Origin of the sequence: Bacillus sp. G402, from assembly GCF_051172515.1 — a bacterium.
In the GTDB taxonomy this organism is placed as follows: domain Bacteria; phylum Bacillota; class Bacilli; order Bacillales; family Bacillaceae; genus Bacillus; species Bacillus altitudinis.
On the sequence record NZ_JBPIZC010000001.1, the window covers coordinates 1083442 to 1107621 of the forward strand.

Annotated in this window: 24 protein-coding genes; 10 read left to right on the top strand and 14 right to left on the bottom strand. The window is 40.7% G+C overall.

What is annotated here, in order from left to right; all coding sequences use genetic code 11:
* Positions 1-66: 66 nt before the first annotated feature.
* On the top strand, positions 67-702 hold the full coding sequence (locus ACSBQP_RS05675) for a DUF1054 domain-containing protein (protein ID WP_035392176.1): 636 nt from the start codon (positions 67-69) through the stop codon (positions 700-702).
* Between the two features lie 30 nt (positions 703-732).
* Here the strand turns inward: ACSBQP_RS05675 and ACSBQP_RS05680 are convergent, their stop codons facing one another.
* Positions 733-1002: a UPF0223 family protein gene (locus ACSBQP_RS05680; RefSeq protein WP_008345089.1), complete on the bottom strand. Its 270-nt coding sequence runs from the start codon at positions 1000-1002 to the stop codon at positions 733-735.
* A gap of 190 nt (positions 1003-1192) precedes the next feature.
* Here ACSBQP_RS05680 and ACSBQP_RS05685 point away from each other — a divergent pair, with 190 nt between their 5' ends.
* Positions 1193-2665: an aminotransferase class I/II-fold pyridoxal phosphate-dependent enzyme gene (locus ACSBQP_RS05685; protein ID WP_090756397.1), complete on the top strand. Its 1473-nt coding sequence runs from the start codon at positions 1193-1195 to the stop codon at positions 2663-2665.
* A gap of 43 nt (positions 2666-2708) precedes the next feature.
* Here the strand turns inward: ACSBQP_RS05685 and ACSBQP_RS05690 are convergent, their stop codons facing one another.
* Positions 2709-2828 (bottom strand): GapA-binding peptide SR1P, encoded by a 120-nt coding sequence (locus tag ACSBQP_RS05690; protein ID WP_003212464.1) that lies wholly within the window; start codon positions 2826-2828, stop codon positions 2709-2711.
* Positions 2829-3144: 316 nt separating this feature from the next.
* Between ACSBQP_RS05690 and ACSBQP_RS05695 the strand changes: the two genes are divergently transcribed.
* The gene (locus ACSBQP_RS05695) at positions 3145-3525 is read left to right on the top strand and encodes a hypothetical protein (protein WP_223255627.1); all 381 of its coding nucleotides are present in this window, start codon (positions 3145-3147) and stop codon (positions 3523-3525) included.
* A 326-nt stretch (positions 3526-3851) separates the two neighbouring features.
* Here the strand turns inward: ACSBQP_RS05695 and lpdA are convergent, their stop codons facing one another.
* The 5 genes from lpdA to ACSBQP_RS05720 all read right to left on the bottom strand — a co-directional run bounded on the left by lpdA (position 3852) and on the right by ACSBQP_RS05720 (position 10053).
* Positions 3852-5264: a dihydrolipoyl dehydrogenase gene (lpdA, locus tag ACSBQP_RS05700; RefSeq protein ID WP_003211097.1), complete on the bottom strand. Its 1413-nt coding sequence runs from the start codon at positions 5262-5264 to the stop codon at positions 3852-3854.
* A gap of 4 nt (positions 5265-5268) precedes the next feature.
* Entirely contained in the window at positions 5269-6612 is a 1344-nt protein-coding gene (locus ACSBQP_RS05705) for a dihydrolipoamide acetyltransferase family protein (RefSeq protein WP_008345100.1), read from the bottom strand.
* 108 nt (positions 6613-6720) lie between these two features.
* Positions 6721-7698, bottom strand: coding sequence for a pyruvate dehydrogenase complex E1 component subunit beta (gene pdhB, locus ACSBQP_RS05710; protein ID WP_007498597.1), 978 nt, complete (start codon positions 7696-7698; stop codon positions 6721-6723).
* A gap of 3 nt (positions 7699-7701) precedes the next feature.
* Entirely contained in the window at positions 7702-8817 is a 1116-nt protein-coding gene (gene pdhA, locus ACSBQP_RS05715) for a pyruvate dehydrogenase (acetyl-transferring) E1 component subunit alpha (RefSeq protein ID WP_007498599.1), read from the bottom strand.
* Between the two features lie 567 nt (positions 8818-9384).
* Positions 9385-10053 (bottom strand): YkyA family protein, encoded by a 669-nt coding sequence (locus tag ACSBQP_RS05720; RefSeq protein WP_435028251.1) that lies wholly within the window; start codon positions 10051-10053, stop codon positions 9385-9387.
* A gap of 235 nt (positions 10054-10288) precedes the next feature.
* Between ACSBQP_RS05720 and ACSBQP_RS05725 the strand changes: the two genes are divergently transcribed.
* Positions 10289-10468, top strand: coding sequence for a YjcZ family sporulation protein (locus tag ACSBQP_RS05725; RefSeq protein WP_026050085.1), 180 nt, complete (start codon positions 10289-10291; stop codon positions 10466-10468).
* Positions 10469-10580: 112 nt separating this feature from the next.
* Positions 10581-11138: a peptide deformylase gene (gene def, locus ACSBQP_RS05730; protein ID WP_008345111.1), complete on the top strand. Its 558-nt coding sequence runs from the start codon at positions 10581-10583 to the stop codon at positions 11136-11138.
* A 39-nt stretch (positions 11139-11177) separates the two neighbouring features.
* Here the strand turns inward: def and ACSBQP_RS05735 are convergent, their stop codons facing one another.
* Entirely contained in the window at positions 11178-11957 is a 780-nt protein-coding gene (locus tag ACSBQP_RS05735; protein ID WP_024719544.1) for a Cof-type HAD-IIB family hydrolase, read from the bottom strand.
* Positions 11958-12351: 394 nt separating this feature from the next.
* Here ACSBQP_RS05735 and ACSBQP_RS05740 point away from each other — a divergent pair, with 394 nt between their 5' ends.
* Together ACSBQP_RS05740 and rnjA are read left to right on the top strand one after the other, a co-directional pair.
* The gene (locus ACSBQP_RS05740; RefSeq protein WP_008345114.1) at positions 12352-12561 is read left to right on the top strand and encodes a DNA-dependent RNA polymerase subunit epsilon; all 210 of its coding nucleotides are present in this window, start codon (positions 12352-12354) and stop codon (positions 12559-12561) included.
* A gap of 5 nt (positions 12562-12566) precedes the next feature.
* On the top strand, positions 12567-14234 hold the full coding sequence (rnjA, locus tag ACSBQP_RS05745; protein WP_008345116.1) for a ribonuclease J1: 1668 nt from the start codon (positions 12567-12569) through the stop codon (positions 14232-14234).
* Between the two features lie 99 nt (positions 14235-14333).
* Here rnjA and ade read toward each other — a convergent pair whose 3' ends face one another.
* The 5 genes from ade to ACSBQP_RS05770 form a co-directional block, all read right to left on the bottom strand.
* On the bottom strand, positions 14334-16064 hold the full coding sequence (gene ade / locus ACSBQP_RS05750) for an adenine deaminase (RefSeq protein WP_435028252.1): 1731 nt from the start codon (positions 16062-16064) through the stop codon (positions 14334-14336).
* Positions 16065-16326: 262 nt separating this feature from the next.
* Positions 16327-16995, bottom strand: coding sequence for a potassium channel family protein (locus tag ACSBQP_RS05755; protein ID WP_008345123.1), 669 nt, complete (start codon positions 16993-16995; stop codon positions 16327-16329).
* Positions 16996-17032: 37 nt separating this feature from the next.
* Entirely contained in the window at positions 17033-17875 is an 843-nt protein-coding gene (locus ACSBQP_RS05760) for a gamma-glutamylcyclotransferase (RefSeq protein ID WP_368775030.1), read from the bottom strand.
* Positions 17876-17902: 27 nt separating this feature from the next.
* Complete coding sequence (locus tag ACSBQP_RS05765; protein ID WP_110487262.1) at positions 17903-19192, bottom strand: ATP-binding protein; 1290 nt, start codon at positions 19190-19192, stop codon at positions 17903-17905.
* 144 nt (positions 19193-19336) lie between these two features.
* Positions 19337-19615 carry an AbrB/MazE/SpoVT family DNA-binding domain-containing protein gene (locus tag ACSBQP_RS05770; protein ID WP_017359400.1) on the bottom strand — a complete coding sequence of 93 codons (279 nt, stop codon included), beginning with the start codon at positions 19613-19615 and terminating at the stop codon, positions 19337-19339.
* Positions 19616-19891: 276 nt separating this feature from the next.
* Here ACSBQP_RS05770 and mreBH point away from each other — a divergent pair, with 276 nt between their 5' ends.
* The 3 genes from mreBH (at position 19892) to ACSBQP_RS05785 (ending at position 22444) form a co-directional block, all read left to right on the top strand.
* Positions 19892-20899 (top strand): rod-share determining protein MreBH, encoded by a 1008-nt coding sequence (gene mreBH, locus ACSBQP_RS05775; RefSeq protein WP_039168654.1) that lies wholly within the window; start codon positions 19892-19894, stop codon positions 20897-20899.
* Between the two features lie 74 nt (positions 20900-20973).
* Positions 20974-21105, top strand: a complete 132-nt coding sequence (locus tag ACSBQP_RS05780; RefSeq protein WP_003210922.1) for a protein YkpC — start codon at positions 20974-20976, stop codon at positions 21103-21105.
* 106 nt (positions 21106-21211) lie between these two features.
* Positions 21212-22444, top strand: a complete 1233-nt coding sequence (locus ACSBQP_RS05785; protein WP_435028253.1) for an aminopeptidase — start codon at positions 21212-21214, stop codon at positions 22442-22444.
* 40 nt (positions 22445-22484) lie between these two features.
* On the opposite strand, the gene ACSBQP_RS05790 is transcribed toward ACSBQP_RS05785, so the two are convergent.
* Positions 22485-24104, bottom strand: coding sequence for an ABC-F family ATP-binding cassette domain-containing protein (locus ACSBQP_RS05790; protein WP_017359403.1), 1620 nt, complete (start codon positions 24102-24104; stop codon positions 22485-22487).
* Positions 24105-24180 lie beyond the last annotated feature (76 nt).

Below are 24180 nucleotides of genomic sequence, written 5' to 3' on the forward strand. Positions count from 1 at the left end.
TCTTTTTTTGAGCTTGACCCAAGCTATGATAAAATATGATCAGCGAAAAGATACAGGAGGCATAACATGAGTGAAATGCGTTTTAGAGATGAAGATTTTGAAACATTCACAGTAGACGGTTTAGATGAACGTATGGCCGTATTAAAAGAGAGAGTCCGTCCAAAGCTTGAAGCACTTGGTGAACATTTTGCACCGCTTCTTTCTTCTATTACAGGAGACGAAATGTTTGTCCACGTGGCAAAACATGCAAGAAGATCAGTCAACCCGCCAAATGACACTTGGGTGGCTTTCGCTAACAGTAAGCGTGGGTATAAAAAGCTCCCTCATTTTCAAATTGGGCTTTGGAAAACTCATGTATTTGTATGGTTTGCGCTCATTTATGAATCTCCAGTAAAAGGTGAATATGGGCAATTATTCGAAAAAGAGCTGGACACGATCCAAAAGAAAATACCGCAAGACTTTGTTTGGTCTAAGGATCATATGAAACCGGACGTCCTCCGCCACAGCGAACTTGATGCTGAACAGCTGAGAACACTATTTGAACGTGTTCAAACAGTCAAAAAGGCCGAACTCCTTTGCGGCATCCAGCTTCCTAGAGAAGAAGTTGTTCAAATGAATAATGAAGAATTCTTATCAAAAATTGAAGATGCCTTCCGCACAGTAACTTATCTATACCGCTTTACACAAAAAGAATCTGTATAAAAAACGAGCCTATCTATATAGGCTCGTTTTTTACATCCGTATCATAGCTGTTTCTTCAGCCTCTCTTGCACTTTTTACTGTGCGATAAGGGGAATACCCACTTCCCTTTTCAAACGCCGCACAATGCGTCTTTTCTTCTGCTTTTGATGGTACAACTTCTTTAAATCGTTTATAAGCCTCTAGTAACGCTTGTTTCGCAATTCCTGTTTCATAGGCTTTTTCAACGGCTTGAAAAAATGAAATGACCGCCATCTTTTCTTCAGTTGTCCAGTCGACGTCCATTGGATATTGATATTCCATTTACTTGTCCCTCACTTTAATCCACATTTCTTATTTGAACTTTTATTATAGCATCTGTTTGATCAGAATCCGATTGATTTTATGCTTTACATTCCGATCAGTTCATAATATAATTCTTTTGTTTTATGCAATGAAATCTGCTGTTATTGGGATAATAATAGCAGGTATTTCGATGAAGGTGGGAAAGCAATTGTCACAACATGATACACCCTTATACACTGGACTAAAAAAACACGCTTCAACTAATCCAGTCCAATTTCACATTCCAGGCCATAAAAAAGGAGCCGGAATGGACCCTGAATTTAGAGCATTCATTGGAGACAATGCATTAAGCATTGACCTTATTAATATAGAACCTCTTGATGATTTACATTCGCCTCGAGGAATGATCAAAGAAGCACAGGAGCTTGCAGCAGAAGCATTTGGTGCCGACCATACGTTTTTCTCTATACAGGGAACAAGCGGCGCGATCATGACAATGGTGATGACCGTCTGTGGCCCTGGAGACAAAATTATTGTTCCACGTAATGTCCATAAGTCGATTATGTCTGCTATTGTATTTTCTGGTGCAGTACCTGTTTTTATTCACCCGGAAATTGACAAAGAGCTTGGCATCTCTCATGGCATCACGCCAGAGTCAGCTAAAAAAGCGCTGACTAAACACCCAGATGCGAAAGGGCTGCTTGTGATTAACCCAACGTATTTTGGCATTTCAGCTGATTTAAAAACCATTGTAGAGATTGCTCATTCGTATGACGTACCTGTTCTTGTAGATGAGGCACATGGTGTGCATATTCATTTTCACGATGAGCTTCCATTGTCTGCGATGCAGGCGGGAGCTGATATGGCAGCAACAAGTGTGCATAAACTTGGCGGCTCTCTCACCCAAAGCTCGATTTTAAATATAAAAGAAGGGCTTGTTTCAAAGGATCGAGTACAATCTATTTTAAGCATGCTGACAACTACGTCTACTTCTTATTTGCTTTTAGCCTCCCTGGATGTCGCTAGAAAGCGATTAGCGACTGAAGGAAAGGCACTTGCAGATGAAGCCATTCGATTAGCTGAATCAGCAAGAACTCGTTTAAACGAAATTGAAGGTATTACTTGTATTGGTCAAGAAATTCTCGGTTCACCTTCTACTTACGATTATGACCCAACAAAATTAATCATCTCCATTAAAGACCTTGGACTGAATGGCCATGATGTGGAGAAATGGCTGAGAGAAAGCTACCGAATTGAAGTAGAGCTCTCTGACCTATACAACATTTTATGTATCGTGACGCCTGGCGATTGTGATGAGACGATTGATACGCTTGTAACGGCTATGAAGGAAATTGCGGCAACCTCTGCACGTCAAGGCGGCAAACAAGCCGTGACAGAAGTGTTACTGCCTGAGATCCCTTCGCTTGCGATGACACCGCGTGACGCTTTTTACGCAACAACGGAAGTCATTCCATTTAAAGAAGCGGCTGGCCGTATCATTGCAGAATTTGTCATGGTTTATCCGCCTGGTATTCCTATTTTTATACCAGGTGAAATCATCACAGAAGAAAATATCTCCTATATCTTTAAAAATATCGAAATCGGTCTTCCTGTTCAAGGACCAGAAGATTCCACACTAGATATGATTCGTGTCATTAAAGAACAAAAAGCCATTTTATAAAAAAGAAACATGCAGCCCCAATTGGAGCTGCATGCTTTTTTATTTATTCAGAGGCTTCATCACAGCAATGACAGTGACCACATGTTCCATAAAGTGTTGTCACTTTTTCATTTTCAAATTGATCAATGGTTTCATTGCAATCTTGACAAATAATTGTACCCACGTACATTCCCCTTTTCTTTACTCAAAGTTTGAAAGCGTTTAATCTATTTCATACCTCTATAATATGATGTCACATTTAAGTTGTCAACGGTTAATTGTATGACACATTTAATTATTTTTTATAAATATATGCTTTTTTCTCATCATATTGAGGAAACGTTTCAAATGTATTTTGCTTCATATCAATTCTGTAACAATTGAGTAACAATCGAAAATTGTCAAAAAGGACGTGATACACTAGAGTGACTAACAGGGAACTAACTCCTAAAAATGTTGGTACAACCCCAAAGGATTTTGAGGTGAATAGATTGAATTTTATGAGGACCCTTCTCATTATATTCCCTATGCTCTTTGTACTTAGTTCATGCTCATTTGCGTATATCATACCGAATCAGACAGACCAGGTCAGTCATATTCAAAAGCCGAGAATTCTCTTTTTTACTGATGCAGAAAATCTTGATAAAGAAAGTCCTTATTATGACGCAGTGCTCGATTTAAAAAATGAATATCCGAAGGAAATGTCCAAGATGATTGTCAAAGAAGATCGTAAAGGCTGGAAAAATGAAGTAGACGAACTGCCGGCTATTTTACTTGTCAATAATGAAAAAGTCATTGTGAAGGTGGAAGGTAATGTCCGAAGTAAAGAGGATATCTTATCACCCATATGCCAAGCATTAGATCGAGTGAATACAAATTAACGGTTCGACTTTGCACTTATATATCCATATGAAAAAAGCCCTCATCTCATGAGGGTTTTTCTTTTTCAGCGACGTTTCACATACATAAAAAACCCCTCTCCGTGTGGAGAGGGCTTCAGCGGGTAGACAAACCCTCGCATTCTTTGTCAGTCCTGCGTGCTGGTGCTCACGAATGTCAAATTCGCTCCGCGCCAGTACTCGTCCTTCCTAGACTGCAAAGATTTTCTATCACGCTGAAAAGAAGACAAAGGGCTAAAATCAAGTTCATTTTAGCCCTTTGTCAACAATCTGAAACCCTCTCCGTGTGGAGAGGGTTTCAACGTTTATTATTTTACGATATGGATTGGGCTTCCGATTGCTACTTCAGCCGTTTCCATTGTGATTTCACCTAAAGTTGGGTGAGCGTGAATTGTCATTGCGATATCTTCAGCTGTCACTCCAGCTTCAATTGCAAGGCTAAGCTCTGAAATCATATCAGAAGCGCCAACACCTGCGATTTGTGCACCGATCACTAGACCATCCTCTTTACGAGTGATCATTTTCATGAAGCCATCAGTTGCATCAAGAGAAAGTGCACGTCCGTTTGCTGCGAATGGGAATTTCGCTGCAACAATGTCGATTCCTTCTTCTTTTGCTTCTGCTTCAGTGTATCCAACAGTTGCAAGTTCTGGCTCAGAGAATACAACAGCAGGAATACCAAGGTAATCAATTTCAGCTGGCTCTCCAGCGATTGCTTCGGCAGCAATTTTACCTTCGTAAGAAGCTTTGTGTGCAAGTGGTGGTCCATCAACGATGTCACCAATTGCATAGATGTTTGAAACGCTTGTACGGCATTGTTTGTCAGTTTTGACAACTCCGCGGTCTGTCAATTCAACACCAACTTGCTCAAGACCAAGCTCATCTGTGTTTGGACGACGACCAACAGTCACAAGTACGTAGTCAGCATCGACAGTTTTTTCTTCACCTTTTACTTCGAAAGTAACAGTGACACCGTCAGATTTTTCTTCAACGCCTTTTGCAAGAGCGTTTGTGTGAATTTCAACGTTTCCTTTTTTCTTCAGGTTACGTTTCACTAATGAGCTCATTTGCTTTTCAAAACCTGGAAGGATTTCGTCTCCACCTTCAAGGATGACAACTTCTGTTCCAAAGTTCGCATAAGCAGTACCAAGCTCAGTACCGATGTATCCACCACCGATGACAACTAACTTTTTAGGTACTTCTTTAAGCGCTAAAGCACCAGTTGAGTTAATCACGCGGTCTGTGTATTTAAATGTAGGCAATTCGATTGGACGAGATCCAGTTGCAAGAATTGCATTTTTAAATGTATAAGTCTGCGCTGAATTTTCATCCATGACACGTACAGAGTTGCTGTCTACGAAATAAGCTTCACCTTTGACGATGTCTACTTTATTTCCTTTTAGAAGACCTTGAACTCCACCTGTTAATTTGTTGACAACAGAAGCTTTCCACTCTTGAACTTTTGTGAAATCAACTGTTACGTTTTCAGCTTTGATACCCATGTCTTCAGAATGCTTTGCATTCTCGAAACGATGTCCAGCATTGATCAATGCTTTTGAAGGGATACAGCCGACGTTTAGACATACGCCGCCAAGTGTTCCTTTTTCAACGATTGTTACTTTTTGTCCTAGCTGTGCAGCACGAATAGCAGCTACATATCCACCAGGACCTGCACCGATGACAAGAGTATCTGTTTCGATTGGGAAATCTCCTACTACCATGAATTTACGCCTCCATTAAAATTAATTGTGGATCATTCAATAAACGCTTGATGTGGTTAAGGGCATTTTGCGCAGTAGCTCCATCAATCATACGGTGGTCAAAGCTTAGGGAAAGAGCTAAGACTGGAGCTGCAACGATTTCGCCATCACGAACAACCGCTTTTTCAGCGATACGGCCAATACCAAGGATCGCTACTTCTGGGTGGTTGATGACTGGAGTAAACCATTGTCCACCAGCAGAACCGATGTTTGTGATTGTGCAAGATGCACCCTTCATTTCAGCTGGAGCCAATTTACCATCACGTGCTTTTGTTGCAAGCTCGTTGATTTCATTAGATACTTCGAAAATCGCTTTGCGATCTGCATTTTTCACAACTGGAACGAGCAAGCCTTTTTCAGTATCAGCTGCAATTCCGATGTTGTAGTAATGCTTTTGAACAACTTCATCTGTTTTATCATCGATAGAAGTGTTAAGTACTGGGTACTTTTTCAAAGCAGAAGTTAGAGCTTTTACAACGTAAGGCAAGTAAGTTAACTTGATTCCTTGATCAGCTGCAACTTGTTTGAATTGTTTACGATGTGCAACAAGGTTTGTTACATCAACTTCATCCATTAATGTTACGTGAGGAGCTGTGTGCTTAGAGTTCACCATTGCTTTCGCGATCGCTTTGCGGATTCCGCTCATTTTCTCGCGAGTTTCTGGGAATTCTCCTTCTAGAACTGGAGCTGCTGCCGCTTTTGGAGCTGCTTCTTCTTTCGCACTTTCAGCTGCTTGAGGTGCTGCTTCTTGAGTTGCTGCAGAACCGCCATTAAGGAAGCTGTCGATATCTTCTTTTAGCACGCGGCCATTTTTACCAGTACCTGCAACTTTGTAAATTTCAACGCCTTTTTCACGCGCATATTTACGTACAGATGGCATAGCAATAACGCGTTTGTTAGGATCAGCATCTACTTGCTCTTGTGCGCCAGCACCAGTTGCTGCTGCCGCTTCTTCTTGAGCAACTTCTTTCTTTTCAGGCTCGTTACCAGCTTCAGCAGTACCTTGTACTTGAGCTTCAGTTTTCGCTTCGCCTTCTTCTTCGCTGCCTTTAAATTGAAGATTTTCGTAACCAGGTGCATCAAACGTAATGATTGTTTGTCCTACAGTTGCAACTGTTCCCTCTTCAACTTTTAATTCTAATACTTTTCCTTTAACAGGTGAAGGAATTTCTACAACTGCTTTATCATTTTGTACCTCTGCTAAAACGTCATCTTCATTGATTTCGTCGTTTGGTTTTACAAACCACTTAACGATCTCACCTTCGTGGATACCTTCTCCGATGTCCGGAAGTTTAAATTCAAATGCCACTGTTTTTCGCCTCCTAGATTATGTTAAACCATTGTTCTGTCAACATTACACGGTCATGTAATTGATAAAGGGGAAGAGAAATAAATTCTTTTCCCCTCTGTCATTTAATTAAAATTCAAGAACTTTCTTAGCTGTTTCAAGCACGTCTTTATGGTTTGGAAGCCATACGCTCTCAGCTTGAGAGAAAGCAAATACAGTATCAGGTGCAGCTACACGAAGTACTGGTGCTTCTAGGCTAAGGATTGCTCTATCATTGATTTCAGCTACTACGTTTGCTGCAATACCAGCTTGTTTTTGTGCTTCTTGAACAACGATCGCGCGGCCTGTTTTTTCAACAGAAGCGATGATTGTTTCAATATCAAGCGGGCTCACTGTACGAAGGTCAACGACCTCAGCAGAAACGCCTTCTTTTTCAAGTTCTTCAGCAGCTTTAAGTGATTCGTGAACCATTGCACCGTAAGTGATGATTGAAAGGTCAGAACCTTCACGTTTCACGTCAGCTTTACCGATTTCAATTGTGTACTCTTCTTCAGGAACTTCCTGACGGAAAGAACGATAAAGTTTCATATGCTCAAGGAATACAACCGGATCGTTGTCACGGATTGCAGAAATTAATAGTCCTTTTGCATCGTAAGGTGTTGAAGGAATAACAACCTTGATACCAGGCTGTTGTGCAATAAGACCTTCTAAGCTATCAGCGTGAAGCTCAGGTGTGTGAACTCCTCCGCCAAATGGAGAACGGATTGTCACTGGAGAATGCCAGCGTCCACCAGAACGGTAACGCATACGAGCCATTTGTCCAGAAACAGAATCTAATACTTCGTAAACGAATCCGAAGAATTGAATTTCCATTACTGGGCGGAATTCTTGTAGTCCAAGGCCAATTGCAAGACCGCCAATACCAGATTCAGCAAGTGGAGTATCGAATACACGATCCTCACCAAACTCTTTTTGCAATCCTTCAGTCGCACGGAATACGCCGCCGTTTTTACCAACGTCTTCTCCGAAAACAAGAACGTTTTCGTCATTTTTCAGTTCTGTGCGTAACGCATCAGTGATCGCTTGAATCAATGTCATTTGCGCCATGGCTTACTTCGACTCCTTCTGTTTGTAGATTTCAAGCTGTTCAACCAAGTTAAATGGTTTCACATCGTACATGTTTTCAATCAAATCAGTGACTTTCTGCTTAGGCTGTTCATCAGCTTCTTTGATTGCTTGTTTGATTTGTTCTTTTGCATCTTCGATGACTTTATTCTCTTCTTCTTCAGACCAAAGGCCTTTGTTTTCCAAGAATTTGCGGTAGCGTACCAATGGATCTTTTTGCTCCCACTCATTTTCATCTTCTTTTGTACGATATCTTGTTGGATCGTCACCAGCCATTGTATGTGGGCCGTAACGGAATGTAAGAGTTTCAATTAATGTTGGACCTTCACCATTTACAGCACGCTCACGAGCTTCTGCAGTCGCTGCGTATACAGCTAATGCATCCATACCGTCAACTTGTACGCCTACGATACCAGCTGCAGCTGCTTTTTGTGCAATCGTTTGTGCAGCAGATTGCTTTTCAACAGGTGTAGAGATCGCATATCTGTTGTTTTGGACAACAAAAATCGCTGGCGCTTTGTAAGCCCCTGCAAAGTTAATACCTTCGTAGAAATCACCTTGTGAAGCTCCACCATCACCAGTGTAAGTGATTGCAACAGCATTTTTACCGCGCTTTTTCAAACCAAGAGCTACACCAGCAGCTTGAATGATTTGTGCACCGATAATGATTTGCGGAGAAAGTGCATTCACATCTTCAGGCATTTGGTTTCCAACAAAGTGTCCACGAGAGAACAAGAATGCTTTTGTTAGTGGAAGACCATGCCAGATTAATTGTGGTACATCACGATATCCTGGAAGAATGAAATCTTCTTTCTCAAGTGCAAAGTGAGTTGCAAGCTGAGAAGCTTCTTGTCCAGCTGTTGGCGCATAGAAGCCAAGACGTCCTTGACGGTTCAATGAAATTGAACGTTGATCTAATACACGTGTAAACACCATACGGCGCATTAATTCTTTTAATTGGTCATCTGAAAGATCTGGCATTGCCGCTTCGTTTACGACTTCGCCTTTTTCGTTTAAAATTTGGAACGTTTCAAACTGCTTTTTGATGGCATCGAATTGCTTTTTGCTATCAACAATTGCTTTTTTTGTTTTTGCAGCCATTCTAAAGTCACCTCTTCCTTTCTTTTAACAGTCAATTTGTCGTGAATCCATTTATACATACAGATATAGGATAACCCAAAATGCTCATATGACTCCTGTATATAATAGCCACAAAGATCATTGTCGAAACATTGGATGATCGCTTGCTTTTGAGTTTTTCTAACTGTATTAACGATAGTTCACAAAAAACTAATACAACTTCTGTTAACAAGGAATAGTTTACAACAAGAAAAATAGTCCGTCAATTGATTTAACGGCTTTATTTAAATAAATGTATTCGCTTTACTTTTTATGGTGACCTGTATCAATCTGTTTAATCAACAGCACAAACTGTACTAGTATAGAGTGGGTCACTGTACTACAATAGCAGATGTTTGTTTTTGTCGAAAAATAAAAAAAGAGCTATTTTTAGCTCTTTTGATCGTGATGGACAAAGGGCTAAAATGAACTTCATTTTAACCCCTTCTCTTCTTTTCAGTTTGACTTCTTGAAAAAACGAGTAACGACACGCGGGCACTTTGTGAGTAGCAGCGATAAACAGAGCTAGCAAATATGCAAGTACTGTTTTTAGCTATTTTGTGATTCTTTCTGAGCTGTTTTGTATAAAGCTTGTTTATATTCGTTCAATTGATCTGTATATTGATTGAACTTCTTGCTTTCTTTTCTCACTTTACTATAGGAACGATTGACTGTTTTCAGTTTGGATTTCAGTTCAGCGTATCCTAAGTCTTGTCTTTTTAAAGATTCATACAAGTGCTTGTCTTGTTTCAGCGCCTTTTGATATTCACGGTAAAGCTGATCATACGATGCATATCTTTTTTCAATTGATTTGACTGTTTGTTCTGCTTTGTCTTTTACTTCCGCATCTTTTATCTGTCCAGCGAATTCCTTTACAGATTGAAATTCTTTTTTCGATTGATCCATGCTGTCTTTTTCTGTTTTTAAATGTTCTTCACGCTTTTCTGCCGATGTTAATGCTTGATCAGACAAGTTTGAGACTGTTTTTGTGTGGTCTTTTGTTGTTTGAATCATTTTTTTATACAACTGCTGTTCTTTTTTCTCATAGCTTTGCAGTGCACCTTGTTCTTTTTCAAAGGATGCTTCTTTTTCGCTCATTTTCGTCATGGCATCTTGCATCTCATAAAGCGGATTTTGACCTCCGCAGCCCGCAAGCAAGAGGGTACATATCCCCGCTAAAGCTGCACCTGCTTTTATTCTTCTTTTCATCTGTTTCAATTACAAGGTCCCCCTTTACATCTCCACATACCACTATAATTTTTCAGGGCGGTTGTGACAAGGAAAGAGGTTGGTTTTTTGAGGGGAAAGAAGATTTTTTTCATGCTCTAGGCTCATGACTATACAAATAGTGCATTCATACATAGTTTATATTACACGCTTCGCCTTCACTTATGAGAGGCCGAGTGTATTTCCAAAGGAGGTCAAAAGTATGTCTAATTATAGTCATGGAAGTATGTATGGTGGATACGGCGGTTACGGTTATGGATACGGCGGCGGTTGTTGCTATCCAAGTTATGGTGGTGGATACGGTTGCGGTTACGGTGGTGGACGTACATTCGCTTTAATCGTCGTCCTATTCATTCTATTGATCATTGTTGGCGCAGCATTCTTAGGTGGCGGTGGCTGCTGCTAATGGCTGAATAAGCCTCTGACCGGTCTCATACGACCGGTCTTCTTTATTTCATTGCATATGTCGTGTATCATTTTATATACTTTACATACAAAGGAAATAGGAGTGAAGTTTTGTGATTACCATGGATGATATCGTACGAGACGGGCATCCCGTCTTAAGACAAACAGCTGAAGCGGTCGAACTCCCGCCAACAGAAGAAGAAAAACAGCAATTAGCTGACATGATTGAATTTGTCAAAAACAGTCAGGATGCAGACATTGCTGAAAAATATGAACTTAGACCCGGTGTTGGCCTAGCAGCTCCTCAAATCAATATCAGTAAACGAATGATCGCTGTTCACTGTGAAGACGAGGGCGGAGAACTTTACAGCTATGCATTATTCAATCCACGCATTGTTAGCCATTCAGTCAAAAGAGCTTATTTAGCTACTGGAGAAGGCTGTTTATCTGTTGATGAAGCCATCCCTGGATTCGTCCCGCGCTATGAAAAAATCAGGGTGAAAGGTACAACGCTTGAAGGTGAAGACATTGATATTCGCCTCAAAGGGTTTCCGGCCATCGTTTTTCAGCATGAAATTGACCACTTAAATGGCATTATGTTTTATGATCATATTCAAAAAGATCATCCATTCGCCGAGCCAGACAACGCGGTTGCGATCGGCAGATCATAATAAAAAAACAAGACCCGTCCATCAGCGGGTCTTGTTTTTTTATTCATCAATAAGGCCTAATTCAGTCACAGCGTGGAATATGCCATCCTCATCTACAGGTTTGGTGACAAAGTCAGCTAATGTTTTTAATTCATTGACTGCATTCCCCATCGCAACGCCTGTTCCAACAAACGAAATCATTTCTCGATCGTTCAGCCCGTCACCGAAGGCAATTGTGTCCTTTTGATCGTACGGGAGTCTTTCAATGACTCGTTTAATTCCTTCAGCCTTTGATCCACCTTTTGGCAGGACATCCGTAGACAGCTCATGCCACCTGACGAGATCAATTTCTTCACGGAACGCTTCATATAGATGTTCCTCTTCTGCTTTACAAAATAGCAGCATTTGATAAATGACGTTTTCTTTAAAGAATGACAAATCGTGCTCGGGATGCTCTGTTTTTAAAGTGCCAATCCCTTCATGGATAAATGGATGGTTTGGCACAGACGCCTTCATCGTCTTCTCTCCCATGAAAACAAGCGGATGATCATGTTGATCCGCTGTTTCATAAATTTTATCCATCAGCTCTTGCTTAAGCGGATTGCCATAAATGACTTCTCCTTCGTACATGACATACTGACCGTTATAAGCAATAAATGAGTCAAGCCCTATTTCTTCTAAAATAGGCTGGATAAGAAAAGGCGAACGGCCAGATGCAATGAAGAGATGATGCCCTTTTTCTTTTAATAAACGAACAGCTCGCTTCGTTGATTCAGGTATTTTTTTATCATGGTCATATAAAGTACCGTCGATATCAAAGAAGATGACTTTTTTATTCATATCTCGTCTCCTGTCTCTTGTTATGTATACCCTCTCCCCTTCATCATACAGAAAGATCTTCACTGACGAAACCACTTCCTCTTAAAACGCCCATTTCCCACATATAACCATGTAACATTAAGTGGAAACATCATATAATACAAGTATATAGAGAGAACGGAACAAATGGCTGAATGAGACTCATACCGAAAGGAGGCGATCCGCGATGCTTCGTCGTCTGCGCAAGAAAATTCGAAAACAATGGAAGGACATGCTTCGTAAAAAATCGATTGCTTAAAAGGATCTTCCGCACATTTGCTGAAGGTCCTTTTTTCTCTGAGACTTTTCTTATGCGCGTTTTTTTAATATAATAGAATAAGCGAGTGTAACATACGGTATTTAAGGAGAGATTTGGATGATATATAAGGTATTTTTTCAGGCAAGTACGACTGAGGTACCTGTGAGAGAACACACAGATTCACTATACGTTGAAGCGGTTTCTGAAAGAGACGTACGCGATAAGTTGAAAAAACATAACTACAATATTGAATTCATTCAGCCTGTAGACGGTGCTTTTTTAGACTATGAACGAGAAAGTGAAAATTTTAAAGTATTGGAGCTATGAGAGGAATGAAATTTGTAAAAAACGATCAGGCGGCAGTTTTTGCGCTCGGCGGATTAGGCGAGATCGGTAAAAACACGTATGGCGTTCAATTTCAAGATGAAATCATTTTGATTGATGCTGGTATTAAGTTCCCTGAAGATGAACTTCTTGGAATTGATTACGTCATCCCTGACTATACGTATTTAGTTAAAAACGAAGATAAAATCAAAGGTCTTTTTATTACTCATGGACATGAAGACCACATCGGCGGTATCCCTTACCTTCTCAAGCAAGTGAATATTCCAGTTTACGGAGGCAAACTCGCAATCGGCCTACTTCGTAACAAATTGGAAGAGCATGGTCTATTAAGACAGACCAAACTTCACATCTTTGAAGAAGAAGATACGATCAAATTTAGAAAAACAGCTGTGTCTTTCTTTAGAACGACGCACAGTATCCCAGATTCTTATGGAATTGTCGTGAAGACACCTCCTGGTAACATCGTACATACAGGCGATTTCAAGTTTGACTTTACTCCTGTTGGCGAGCCTGCCAATTTAACGAAAATGGCTGAGATCGGGAAAGAAGGCGTTCTTTGTCTTCTATCTGACAGTACAAATAGTGAAATTCCAGAATTTACGATGTCCGAAAGACGTGTAGGTGAAAGCATTGATGACATCTTCAGAAAAGTAGATGGACGTATTATCTTTGCTACATTTGCATCTAACATTCACAGACTTCAGCAAGTGATCGAGTCAGCTGTTGCCAACGGCCGAAAAGTCGCTGTGTTTGGGCGTAGCATGGAGTCTGCCATTGATATTGGACAAGAGCTCGGATATATCAAATGTCCAAAAAACACGTTCATTGAACACAATGAAATCAACCGCCTTCCAGCAAACAAAGTAACCATTCTTTGTACTGGTAGTCAGGGTGAACCGATGGCCGCTCTTTCTCGTATTGCCAACGGTACGCACCGCCAGATTTCAATTAACCCTGGAGATACTGTTGTCTTCTCGTCTTCACCGATCCCAGGTAACAATATTAGCGTAAGCCGTACTATTAACCAGCTGTATCGTGCTGGTGCTGAAGTCATTCATGGCTCACTCAATAATATTCATACCTCTGGACACGGCGGGCAGGAAGAACAAAAGCTGATGCTCCGTTTAATCAAACCAAAATTCTTCATGCCGATTCACGGTGAGTACCGCATGCAAAAAACGCATATTAAACTTGCGAATGATTGCGGAATCCCTGAGGAAAACTGCTTTATCATGGATAACGGTGAAGTTCTTGCACTGAAAGGTGACGAAGCAAGTGTCGCTGGCAAAATTCCATCAGGCAACGTGTATATCGACGGTAGCGGTATTGGTGATATCGGCAACATCGTGTTAAGAGACCGCCGCATTCTTTCAGAAGAAGGTCTTGTCATTGTTGTTGTCAGCATGGATATGAAAGAATTCAAAATTTCTGCAGGTCCTGATTTAATCTCAAGAGGTTTTGTCTACATGAGAGAATCTGGAGACCTCATTAATGACGCGCAAGATCTCATTTCAAAGCATCTTGAAAAAGTAATGGAACGTAAGACGACTCAATGGTCAGAAATTAAGAACGAGATTACTGACACTCTTGCTCCTTTCCTTTATGAAAAAACAAGACGCCGCCCAATGATCTTACCGATTATTATGGAAGTGTAAGGACGTACAGGGAGACACAGCCAATTGGCTGTGTCTCTTTTTTATGCGCAATAAAAAAACCCGCATATCTGTACGATACGTGCGGGTTCAGTCATTGTTTTACGATTGAATCGGGAGATGCTGAAAACTTCTCACATCAAACAATCCTTGTGTTGTCATTTTCACATCAGGAATGACTGGCAGTGCCAAGAAGGATAATGTCAAAAACGGATTAAAGTCTAAGACAAAGCCTGTTTCCTTTAAAGCATCATGAAGTGCATGAAGGCTTTCATTGACCGTATGTGCAGGTTGATCTGATAATAAACCGGAAATCGGTAATGGAAGCGTATGAAGAACTTCTCCGTCTTTTACAACGGTCAAACCGCCCCCTGCTTCTTTTAACGTCTCAATGGCTTTGATCATATCAGCATCATTTGTTCCAACGGCAATTAAGTTATGCGAGTCATGGGCAACTGTTGTTGCAATTGCCCCCTCTTTTAAACCGAATCCGCTGACAACCCCTATCCCAATTTCAGATAGACCTTTGTGGCGTTCGACAAGTACTATTTTTAATACATCTCGATCAATATCACTCGTAAATTGTCCATCGCTTCCAGAAGGAGATATTTGTTCTAATTTCGTTTCAAGCTGATTCGGTATAATGCGGATGACATTCATCTTTTGATGATCTGTTATAAGCAGCGTTAGATCTTTCTCTTGAACGTCCACTGCATGTACCGATTGCATGAGCGAAGAATTTGGCGTGATCTTGTCGACACTTGGCAAATATTCTCCATGTTCAGAGACCAATTCTCCTGCGATAAAGACGCTTGTAATTTTTACCTCATGTAAGTCAGAAATGAGCATAAAGTCCGCGTCAAATCCTGGTGCAATCGCTCCCTTTGTTTTGAGACCGAAGCACTCCGCTGCGTTTAAACTTCCCATTTGATATGCTAAAAAGGGGTCCAATCCTTCTTGTATCGACATCCGTACTTGTTCATCAATACTTCCTTGAGCCATTAAATCATCTAAATGTTTATCATCCGTACAAAAGAAAAAGCGTCTCGCATTCTTCTCATTGACAGCAGGTAATACGTTTTTCACGTTTTTAGCAACAGAGCCTTCTCTGAGCATGACATACATGCCTCTTTTGACACGTTCAAGGGCCTCTTGAGCTGTTGTCACCTCATGATCCGTTTGGACATTAGCTGTTCGGTACACATTAATTAATCGGTCCGTTAATCCTGCTAGATGGCCATCAATGAGTTTATGTTCATGTTGAGCATCAAGCAGTTTTTGAAGCATATCTTCTTCCGCTTGTTCCACCGCGACATAATCCATCACTTCGGCAAGACCAAGCACTTCTTTCTCCTGATAAAGAGGTTTTAAATCTTTTGCTTTTAGTGTAGCACCTGATCGTTCAAAGCTGACTGCCGGTACACAGGATGGCAGCATGAAATATATATTTAAAGCAGCTTTTCTCGCTTCTTCGAGCATAAAACGGATACCTGCAACACCGGATACATTGGCAATTTCATGCGGGTCTGTTACAACAGTTGTCACACCGTGAGGAACGACAGCTTTGGAAAATTCAGCAGGAGTCACCATCGAGGATTCGATATGAACGTGGCCGTCAATGAAACCGGGAACAAGCATTTGACCTGTTGCATCCAGCTCCTGTTCTCCCTCATACTCCCCAATTCCTACTATTTTTCCATTTTCAACAGCGACATCAGCGTCTATCCATTCCTGGTTAAACACGTCCATAACCTTCGCATGTTTAATCACTAGAGCTGCTTTTTTTCTCTTTGCAGCTACCTCAATTTGATGTCTGAAAAGCTCCTTATCCAACGACACTGCCTCCTCCGAGTAAACAATATAATGTTTCTTATCGTAAACGAATCTGTTTGTCCAGTCAATGACATTTAGAGAAAATCAACCATATCAAAAGATTGATTTTTATTTCTGAATAGTGATAATTGGCTGAAAAATAACCATGTTCTATTTTGCTGTTCTTTTAGAAAGTAAACGGCTCTTTTCCACTTTGTTCTCTCCCACAATGTCCGCCCCATATGTACACTTCTAAAGCAAAAAACACCCCTTCTCGGAGTGTTTAATAGTCGTTCTGCATTTCCCGTTTTTCAAAGCGCCCGATATCTGCCACTGCCCCAATGACAATGAGGATATCTTCTTTTTGAATCATTTCATCTGCGAGCGGTGAAACGATCACTTCTTTCCCGCGCTTAATTGCCACGATATTGATCCCGTACCTTGCACGAATGTCGAGATCTAACAAAGAGTGCCCGGCGAGTCTGCTGTTGGCGACGATTTCAATAAGGCTGTACTCATCTGACAGCTCTAAATAATCAAGCACGTTGTTAGAAATAATTTTATGTGCAATCCGTCTGCCCATGTCTCGTTCAGGATGGACAATACGGTCCGCACCAATTTTATTCAAAACCTTTTCATGGTAGTCATTTTGAGCTTTCACTGTGACCATTTTGACACCCAGCTCTTTCAGCATAATCGTTGTTAAAATACTCGCCTGAATGTTTTCACCTATCGCCACGATCACATGATCAAAATTGCGGATGCCTAGGTTTTTTAGGACAGATTCGTCCGTCGAATCACCAATCACGGCATGTGATGCAATTTTAGCATATTCGTTCACACGATCTTCATTCATATCCATGGCCATGACTTCAAGTCCTTCTTCGCTTAGCGCCTTGCAGATACTTCCGCCGAAGCGTCCAAGACCAATGACTGCATATTCCTTTTTCATGTTCAGACTCCTTTTATATCACTTACCATGCATTTTACTACGGTTTCATTAATGAATCCATATGCGACCGTATTTTTTTGCGGAACGCTTCACTTAAGTAAAGGTCTGCTCCTTTTTCGATTTCACTGCGATAATGACCAGGAGGCGCAATTTCTTCGCTCTTTTTTAAAACGAGAAACGTTAAGCAGTCCTCATACACTTGATCACCTACTGTGACATCGACAAATGCTGGACGATAAGTCCCTTCATTTACACCTTCTCGTTTGTACAAATAACGAATGGCATCAAAAGGTACTTCATATAGAACACCCTCTGTTTCTCCGCCGTCTTCTACCATATCTGCTCTTGATCCATCAGGACGCACCAATGTAAACCTTGTGGTAAAACGATCAAGTGTGCCGCCGCCGATGATTTGTTTGAAATAATGATCCACTTTCGCAAGCTTAAACCTTGCATCATCCATGCAGGACCCATAGGCAAAATAATAGAAGGAAGACGGTTTGCGCTCCCATAGTTGATATGACTTCCAGCAGCCGCTTTCAATCTCCTTCAGGCTCGATGCCTTCTGCTTACCTATTGTATAAGCAACGGCTGATCTTGGCCCCTGGTCTGTCATAACCTCTATTTCCTGCTGGTCATACCCTTCCTCTAGCTCATCTATCTTATGCAGCGTTTCATCACTGACCTCATACAATTCTCCATATACTGTGTTTTGTTCCGAGACAACACACACAGGGTAACCCTCATCTGTATCGTACAGTCTCCCTTTTATCCAAGCAGATGCTGCTAATGGACTGCTTTCTTTCATCAATGTCTCGTGATACTTTTCGTGCTTTAAAAGTGTCCCATACACAAATAACGTTTTTGTCTCCTTCGTCATCACACATCACATCCTCTCACCTTGCTACTATCTGCTTTTTTGATACACAGGTAAGTAAATATCAAAAGCCGTCCCTTTGCTGAGCTCGCTCTTTACATCCATTCTTCCATGGTGATCTTTTAAGATCGTCGCACAGATCGTTAAACCAAGTCCTGTACCTTCTTTTTTAGTCGAAAAGAAAGGATCATATATTTTCAGAATGTCCTCTTCGGACATTCCTTTTCCTTCATCTTGAATCGTGATTTTCCATTCATTCATCACTTTTTCTGTTGATATGTATATACTGCCGCCTTCAGGCATTGCCTCGATCGCATTTTTGATTAAGTTAATGAACAGCTGCTTCATTTGATTGGCGTCTGCTAATATCGTACCAGCATCCTGCTTTTTAAATGGCTGTTTGAGATCAATATTTGAAAGAACGGCATTGGTCTTTAATAACGTAATCACCTGCTCTAGCAAATCATGGAGCTGTACTTCTTGAAATTGAACCGATTGAGGTTTTGCTAAGACAAGCAGCTCACTTAAAACAAAATCAATGCGTTTAATTTCAGAAAAGATGATATCAAAATAATCGGTTCTTTCAGGATATTGCGTTTTCATCAGCTGCAAAAATCCATTGACTGAGGTGAGCGGATTTCTGACTTCATGGGCAATGCCAGCGGCTATTTGTCCTGCAACAGCCAGCTTTTGTGCCTGCATTTGCAATTGCTGATTTGATCTTTCAAGTTCAAGCTTTGCCTGCTTTTGTTTCGTGATATCCGCAACCGTTCCAATACCTCCAGTAAACTGGTGCTGTTCATCGAAATAAAGCTTATAATGCACATCTCCCCATACCTTTTTTCCTTCTTTATGGAGAAGCTGCAGCTCCACCCGCCCCTCATCCTTATGCTCTTTGATCACAGACAACAAATGCTGAACGACATGCTCTTCTTGATCAAAGTACTGATTGTACATCGTACCTAGACACTCCTCTATGTCGTAACCCGTCATTTGTTTCCATGCTTGATTTAAAAAAATGATTTCACCTTTTTCATTGGTTTCAAAGACGATTTCTTGCAAGTTATCTGTTATTCGATTCAGCCGCTCTGTCAGTTCGTGTGCTTCTTTTTCTCGTTTATTCAAATCTGATACAAGCAAATTCAACCGGTCCACATAGCCTGAGATGGTCCAAATACCGGCCAAAACAACGACTGTAAAGGCTAGATCGAGCGGCCAATTAATGTGATAGCCGCTAAGATAATAAAAGAAATCCCAGCTCAAAATTAATATAAATGCAAGAACGGATAACAGGATCCGTACTTGATATGTTTTGTTCAAATAATTCCACCTGCCGCCCTGAGATTCTTTGTCAATTGTACCATTTTCCACTTATTTTTTGAGGGAGATGCGGCATTTTTAAGGAACTTTTTTAGAAAAAATAGCCTGCTCTCAGCACAATGGGAGAGAACAGGCTATTTTTATTTACTGCTGAAGGGCTTCTTGAAGCTCTTTTAGCAGTAGTTCTGCGCCTTCAGCGCTTAATGTAATTTGACCATTTCCATACTCGTGGTTCTCAGAAGTAATCTCACCAGTCATCAGGCAGACGCCCTCTGGCTGATATTTTTTCAAGACGATTTTATCTCCATCTATAAAAAATTCCATACTGTCTTTAATAGCGATATCAAGTGCTCTTCTCAATTCGATTGGCATCACAATACGCCCTAGTTCATCTACTTTTCTTACAACTCCGATAGATTTCAATTTCGTTCCCTCTTTCTTTCATTAGCTCAAGATCAATCTGTTTTTCACCAATTGATATATCGTAGACGTAAGAGATTCTTAAAAGGTTTCTCCTGCATAAAAATTTTTTTCAAAATCGAAAAACCAAAGGGAAAATTTATTGTGATTGTCAAAATGAGACTTGAATTTTACAGATTCATTTCAAGGTGATCACAAACCCCCACAAATGACCTCAACCCTCTGAACTTTTAAATGTAAAATTGTTTAAAACAGCAAAAATAGAGATTGGGTGAAAACATGTTTCAAAATGCCGAAATTGGAATTGATTTAGGAACAGCTAACATATTGGTTTACAGTAAAAATAAAGGAATTATTCTCAATGAACCATCCGTTGTAGCAGTAGATACGGAAACAAAAACTGTCCTTGCAGTGGGGGCAGAAGCAAAAGAGATGATTGGGAAAACACCTGGAAAAATTGTAGCGATCCGTCCGATGAAAGATGGTGTCATCGCTGATTATGATATGACAACCGATTTACTCAAACAAATTATGAAAAAAGCAGGAAAAAATATTGGGTTTACCTTTAGAAAGCCGACTGTGGTTGTTTGTACACCATCAGGTTCAACAGCTGTCGAACGCCGCGCAATCAGCGATGCTGTCAAAAATTGCGGGGCAAAGCATGTGCATTTAATTGAAGAACCTGTCGCAGCTGCAATCGGTGCTGATCTCCCGGTGGACGAGCCTGTTGCCAACGTCGTTGTAGATATTGGCGGAGGAACGACAGAGGTAGCGATCATTTCATTTGGCGGAGTTGTCTCTTGCCACTCGATCCGAATTGGCGGAGATCAACTGGATGAAGATATCATTACTTTTGTGAGAAAGAAATACAATTTACTGATCGGTGAACGGACAGCTGAGCAGGTAAAAATGGAAATTGGTTATGGACTCATTGAACACGAACCTGAGTCATTAGAAGTTCGTGGACGCGACCTTGTCACAGGTCTTCCAAAAACAATTACACTTGAATCAACAGAAATTCAAGGTGCTATGCGAGAATCACTTCTTCATATTTTAGAGGCGATTCGGGCTACATTAGAAGACAGCCCTCCAGAACTGAGTGGTGATATCGTAGATCGTGGCGTCATTCTAACTGGCGGTGGTGCACTATTAAACGGCATTCAAGAATGGCTCTCTCAAGAAATTGTCGTCCCAGTTCATATCGCAGCAAATCCTCTTGAATCTGTCGCAATTGGAACGGGTCGTTCATTAGAAGTCATCGACAAATTGCAAAAAACATTAAAATAATCTTCATGTTCTACTTCTTTTTTCATCATTTCGATCATATCGTGATGAATGGATAAACGTGAAGGAGGAAGAACATGTTGCTTGATTTAGGTAAACGGGTCGTTGTCACAGTCATTTTAACCGGTATTATTTTAGGAGGAATGAGCCTGTCGTTTTCACATATGCCCCCTTCTAATGCACAGCCTGTGAAACAACTGAACCGCTAAAAAAGCCGCACGAAAGCGGCTTTTTTATTTTGCTTCGGGACGGCTCCCCATTTTCCTTTTCGGTCTTAAATCTGATATGATGAACATGACTAAAGGAGGGTTTTTTATGAGTTCATTTGAAAAACAACTAGATCAATATGCAAAAACCATCGTTGAAGTAGGTGTAAATGTTCAAAGCGGTCAAGAAGTGGTCGTATCTGCGTTCACTGAATCTGTAGACCTTGTCCGCCTTGTGGCAAAACACGCATATGAGCGCGGAGCAAAAAACGTACATATCCGCTGGAGTGATGGTGTTCTGACCCGTTTAAAATATGAATATGCCCCACAAGATGTGTTTGAGCAATTTCCAGAATGGGAAGCACAGATGATGGAAACCATCGCAAAACGTGGCGGTGCTTTTATTACGATCTTGTCAGAAAGCCCTGATCTTCTAAGTGGCATTGACTCGAAAAAAATTGCTTCACAGCAAAAAGCTGCAGGTTCAGCACTTCATACATATCGTCAATACGTTCAATCTGACAAAGTTGCATGGACAGTCGTCGGTGCTGCATCAAAAGATTGGGCGAAAAAGATTTTCCCTGAGCATGCAGATGAAGAAGCTGTTGCATTATTATGGGACCAAATCTTTAAAGTCGCCCGCGCTGATCAGCCAGATCCTGTTGAAGCGTGGAAAAAGCATGATGAATCACTAAATGAAAAAGTAAAAGTATTAAATGAACGTCACTACCACAAGCTGCACTATGAAGCACCAGGTACAGATTTAACGATTGAACTTCCAGAACAGCATATTTGGGTAGGTGCTGGTAGCGTGAGTGAACGCGGCGTATCATTCATGGCCAATATGCCAACAGAAGAGGTCTTTACCGTACCTAAAAAAGATGGTGTAAACGGAACTGTCTCTAGCACTAAGCCACTTAGTTATGCAGGAAACATTATCGATGAATTTACATTAACCTTTGAAAATGGGCGTATTGTAGATGTGAAAGCAAAAGAGGGCGAAGACATTTTAACCTCTCTCGTTGAAACAGATGAAGGCTCACATTATCTAGGTGAGGTTGCCCTTGTACCAGATGATTCACCAATTTCTAACTCAAATATCCTCTATTACAATACACTTTACGATGAAAATGCATCCAATCACCTTGCCATCGGCAGCGGTTATGCATTTAATATCGAAGGCGGTAAAGAGATGAAACGTGAGGAACTAGACGCAGCTGGTGTGAACAGCAGTATTACACACGTCGATTTCATGATTGGTTCAAAGGAAATGAATATTGATGGGATCACAAAAGATGGTAAACGTGAACCGATTTTCCGAAATGGAAATTGGGCTTTTTAAAGAAAAAAGACATCCTCATGCGGATGTCTTTTCTTTATGTTTATGCATACAGCTCTTGTAGTCTTTTTTGAATCTCTTGATCTGATAAGAACTCATCATAAGTTGTTTGTTTATCAACGATGCCATTTGGCGTCACTTCGATAATCCGATTTGCAACTGTTTCAACAAACTGATGGTCATGAGATGAGAAGAGCATAGCCCCTTTAAAGCTCATTAGACCGTTATTCAGCGCTGTGATGGACTCTAGGTCTAAATGGTTCGTCGGCTCGTCTAACAGCAAAATATTCGCTCCAGACAGCATCATTTTTGATAACATACAACGAACCTTTTCTCCACCTGATAAGACGCTTGCTTTTTTCTTCACTTCTTCCCCAGAGAAAAGCATACGGCCTAAGAAACCACGCAGGAAGCTTTCACTTTGATCATTCGGAGAATATTGACGAAGCCAATCCACTAGATCGACATCATTTCCTTCAAAGTATTCGCTATTGTCTTTAGGGAAAAAGGCTTGAGATGTTGTCACGCCCCATTTAAACGTGCCGCTGTCTGGCTCCATTTCACCAGCAAGGATTTTAAATAAAGTAGAGACAGCAAGCTCATTACGGCTTAAGAACGCAATTTTATCCTCACGATTCATAATAAAGCTGACGTTATCCAGTACTTTTACACCGTCAATCGTTTTTGATAGACCTTCTACTTGAAGGACATCATTTCCGATTTCACGCTCTGGCGCAAAATGAACATAAGGATATTTACGAGAAGATGGTTTAATGTCATCTAGCGAAATCTTATCAAGCAATTTCTTTCTTGATGTCGCTTGCTTCGATTTAGATGCGTTCGCACTGAACCGAGCAACGAATTCTTGAAGCTGCTTAATTTGTTCTTCTTTTTTCTTGTTGGCATCCTGGCTGAGTTTTAATGCCAGCTGGCTTGATTCATACCAGAAATCATAGTTTCCGACATACACTTGAATTTTTCCAAAGTCAAGGTCTGCAATATGCGTACATACTTTGTTTAAGAAATGACGATCATGCGATACGACGATGACGGTATTTTCAAAGTTAATGAGGAACTCTTCTAACCACTGAATGGCTTGTAAGTCCAAGTGGTTCGTTGGCTCATCGAGAAGGAGAACGTCAGGTTTACCGAATAGAGCTTGTGCTAACAATACTTTAACCTTTTCAGATCCGCCAAGCTCAGACATTTTCTTCGATTGTAGGCTCTCTGGAATGCCAAGACCTTTTAATAGGATCGCAGCTTCACTTTCCGCTTCCCATCCGTTTAACTCAGCAAACTCACCTTCAAGCTCTGCTGCACGAATCCCGTCTTCATCTGAGAAATCAGGTTTCATATAAATCGCATCTTTTTCCTGCATCACATCATATAGACGTTTGTGACCCATGATGACGACTTTTAACACTTCAAACTCTTCGTATTCAAAGTGGTTCTGTTTTAAAATCGCTAAACGTTCACCAGGACTCATATGAACATCGCCCGTTTGAGCTTCAATTTCTCCAGAAAGAATCTTTAAGAACGTTGATTTACCAGCTCCATTGGCACCAATTAGTCCGTAGCAGTTGCCAGGAGTGAACTTAATATTTACTTCTTCAAATAATTTACGATCAGCAAATCGCAAACTAACATTATTCACTGCAATCATTTATTAATCCTCCATCACTCATTCATCAATATGAAGTATAACATGAATAACGATTGATAGAAACGTCTCTCGCTAA

Coding starts and splice junctions, on each gene's coding strand:
- ACSBQP_RS05675 (WP_035392176.1), top strand. CDS start 67: ATGAGTGAAATGCGTTTTAGAGATGAAGATTTTGAAACATTCACAGTA.
- ACSBQP_RS05680 (WP_008345089.1), bottom strand. CDS start 1,002: ATGGAATATCAATATCCAATGGACGTCGACTGGACAACTGAAGAAAAG.
- ACSBQP_RS05695 (WP_223255627.1), top strand. CDS start 3,145: ATGAGGACCCTTCTCATTATATTCCCTATGCTCTTTGTACTTAGTTCA.
- lpdA (WP_003211097.1), bottom strand. CDS start 5,264: ATGGTAGTAGGAGATTTCCCAATCGAAACAGATACTCTTGTCATCGGT.
- pdhB (WP_007498597.1), bottom strand. CDS start 7,698: ATGGCGCAAATGACATTGATTCAAGCGATCACTGATGCGTTACGCACA.
- pdhA (WP_007498599.1), bottom strand. CDS start 8,817: ATGGCTGCAAAAACAAAAAAAGCAATTGTTGATAGCAAAAAGCAATTC.
- ACSBQP_RS05725 (WP_026050085.1), top strand. CDS start 10,289: ATGTATGGTGGATACGGCGGTTACGGTTATGGATACGGCGGCGGTTGT.
- ACSBQP_RS05735 (WP_024719544.1), bottom strand. CDS start 11,957: ATGAATAAAAAAGTCATCTTCTTTGATATCGACGGTACTTTATATGAC.
- ACSBQP_RS05740 (WP_008345114.1), top strand. CDS start 12,352: ATGATATATAAGGTATTTTTTCAGGCAAGTACGACTGAGGTACCTGTG.
- rnjA (WP_008345116.1), top strand. CDS start 12,567: ATGAAATTTGTAAAAAACGATCAGGCGGCAGTTTTTGCGCTCGGCGGA.
- ACSBQP_RS05755 (WP_008345123.1), bottom strand. CDS start 16,995: ATGAAAAAGGAATATGCAGTCATTGGTCTTGGACGCTTCGGCGGAAGT.
- ACSBQP_RS05760 (WP_368775030.1), bottom strand. CDS start 17,875: ATGACGAAGGAGACAAAAACGTTATTTGTGTATGGGACACTTTTAAAG.
- mreBH (WP_039168654.1), top strand. CDS start 19,892: ATGTTTCAAAATGCCGAAATTGGAATTGATTTAGGAACAGCTAACATA.
- ACSBQP_RS05780 (WP_003210922.1), top strand. CDS start 20,974: ATGTTGCTTGATTTAGGTAAACGGGTCGTTGTCACAGTCATTTTAACC.
- ACSBQP_RS05785 (WP_435028253.1), top strand. CDS start 21,212: ATGAGTTCATTTGAAAAACAACTAGATCAATATGCAAAAACCATCGTT.
- ACSBQP_RS05790 (WP_017359403.1), bottom strand. CDS start 24,104: ATGATTGCAGTGAATAATGTTAGTTTGCGATTTGCTGATCGTAAATTA.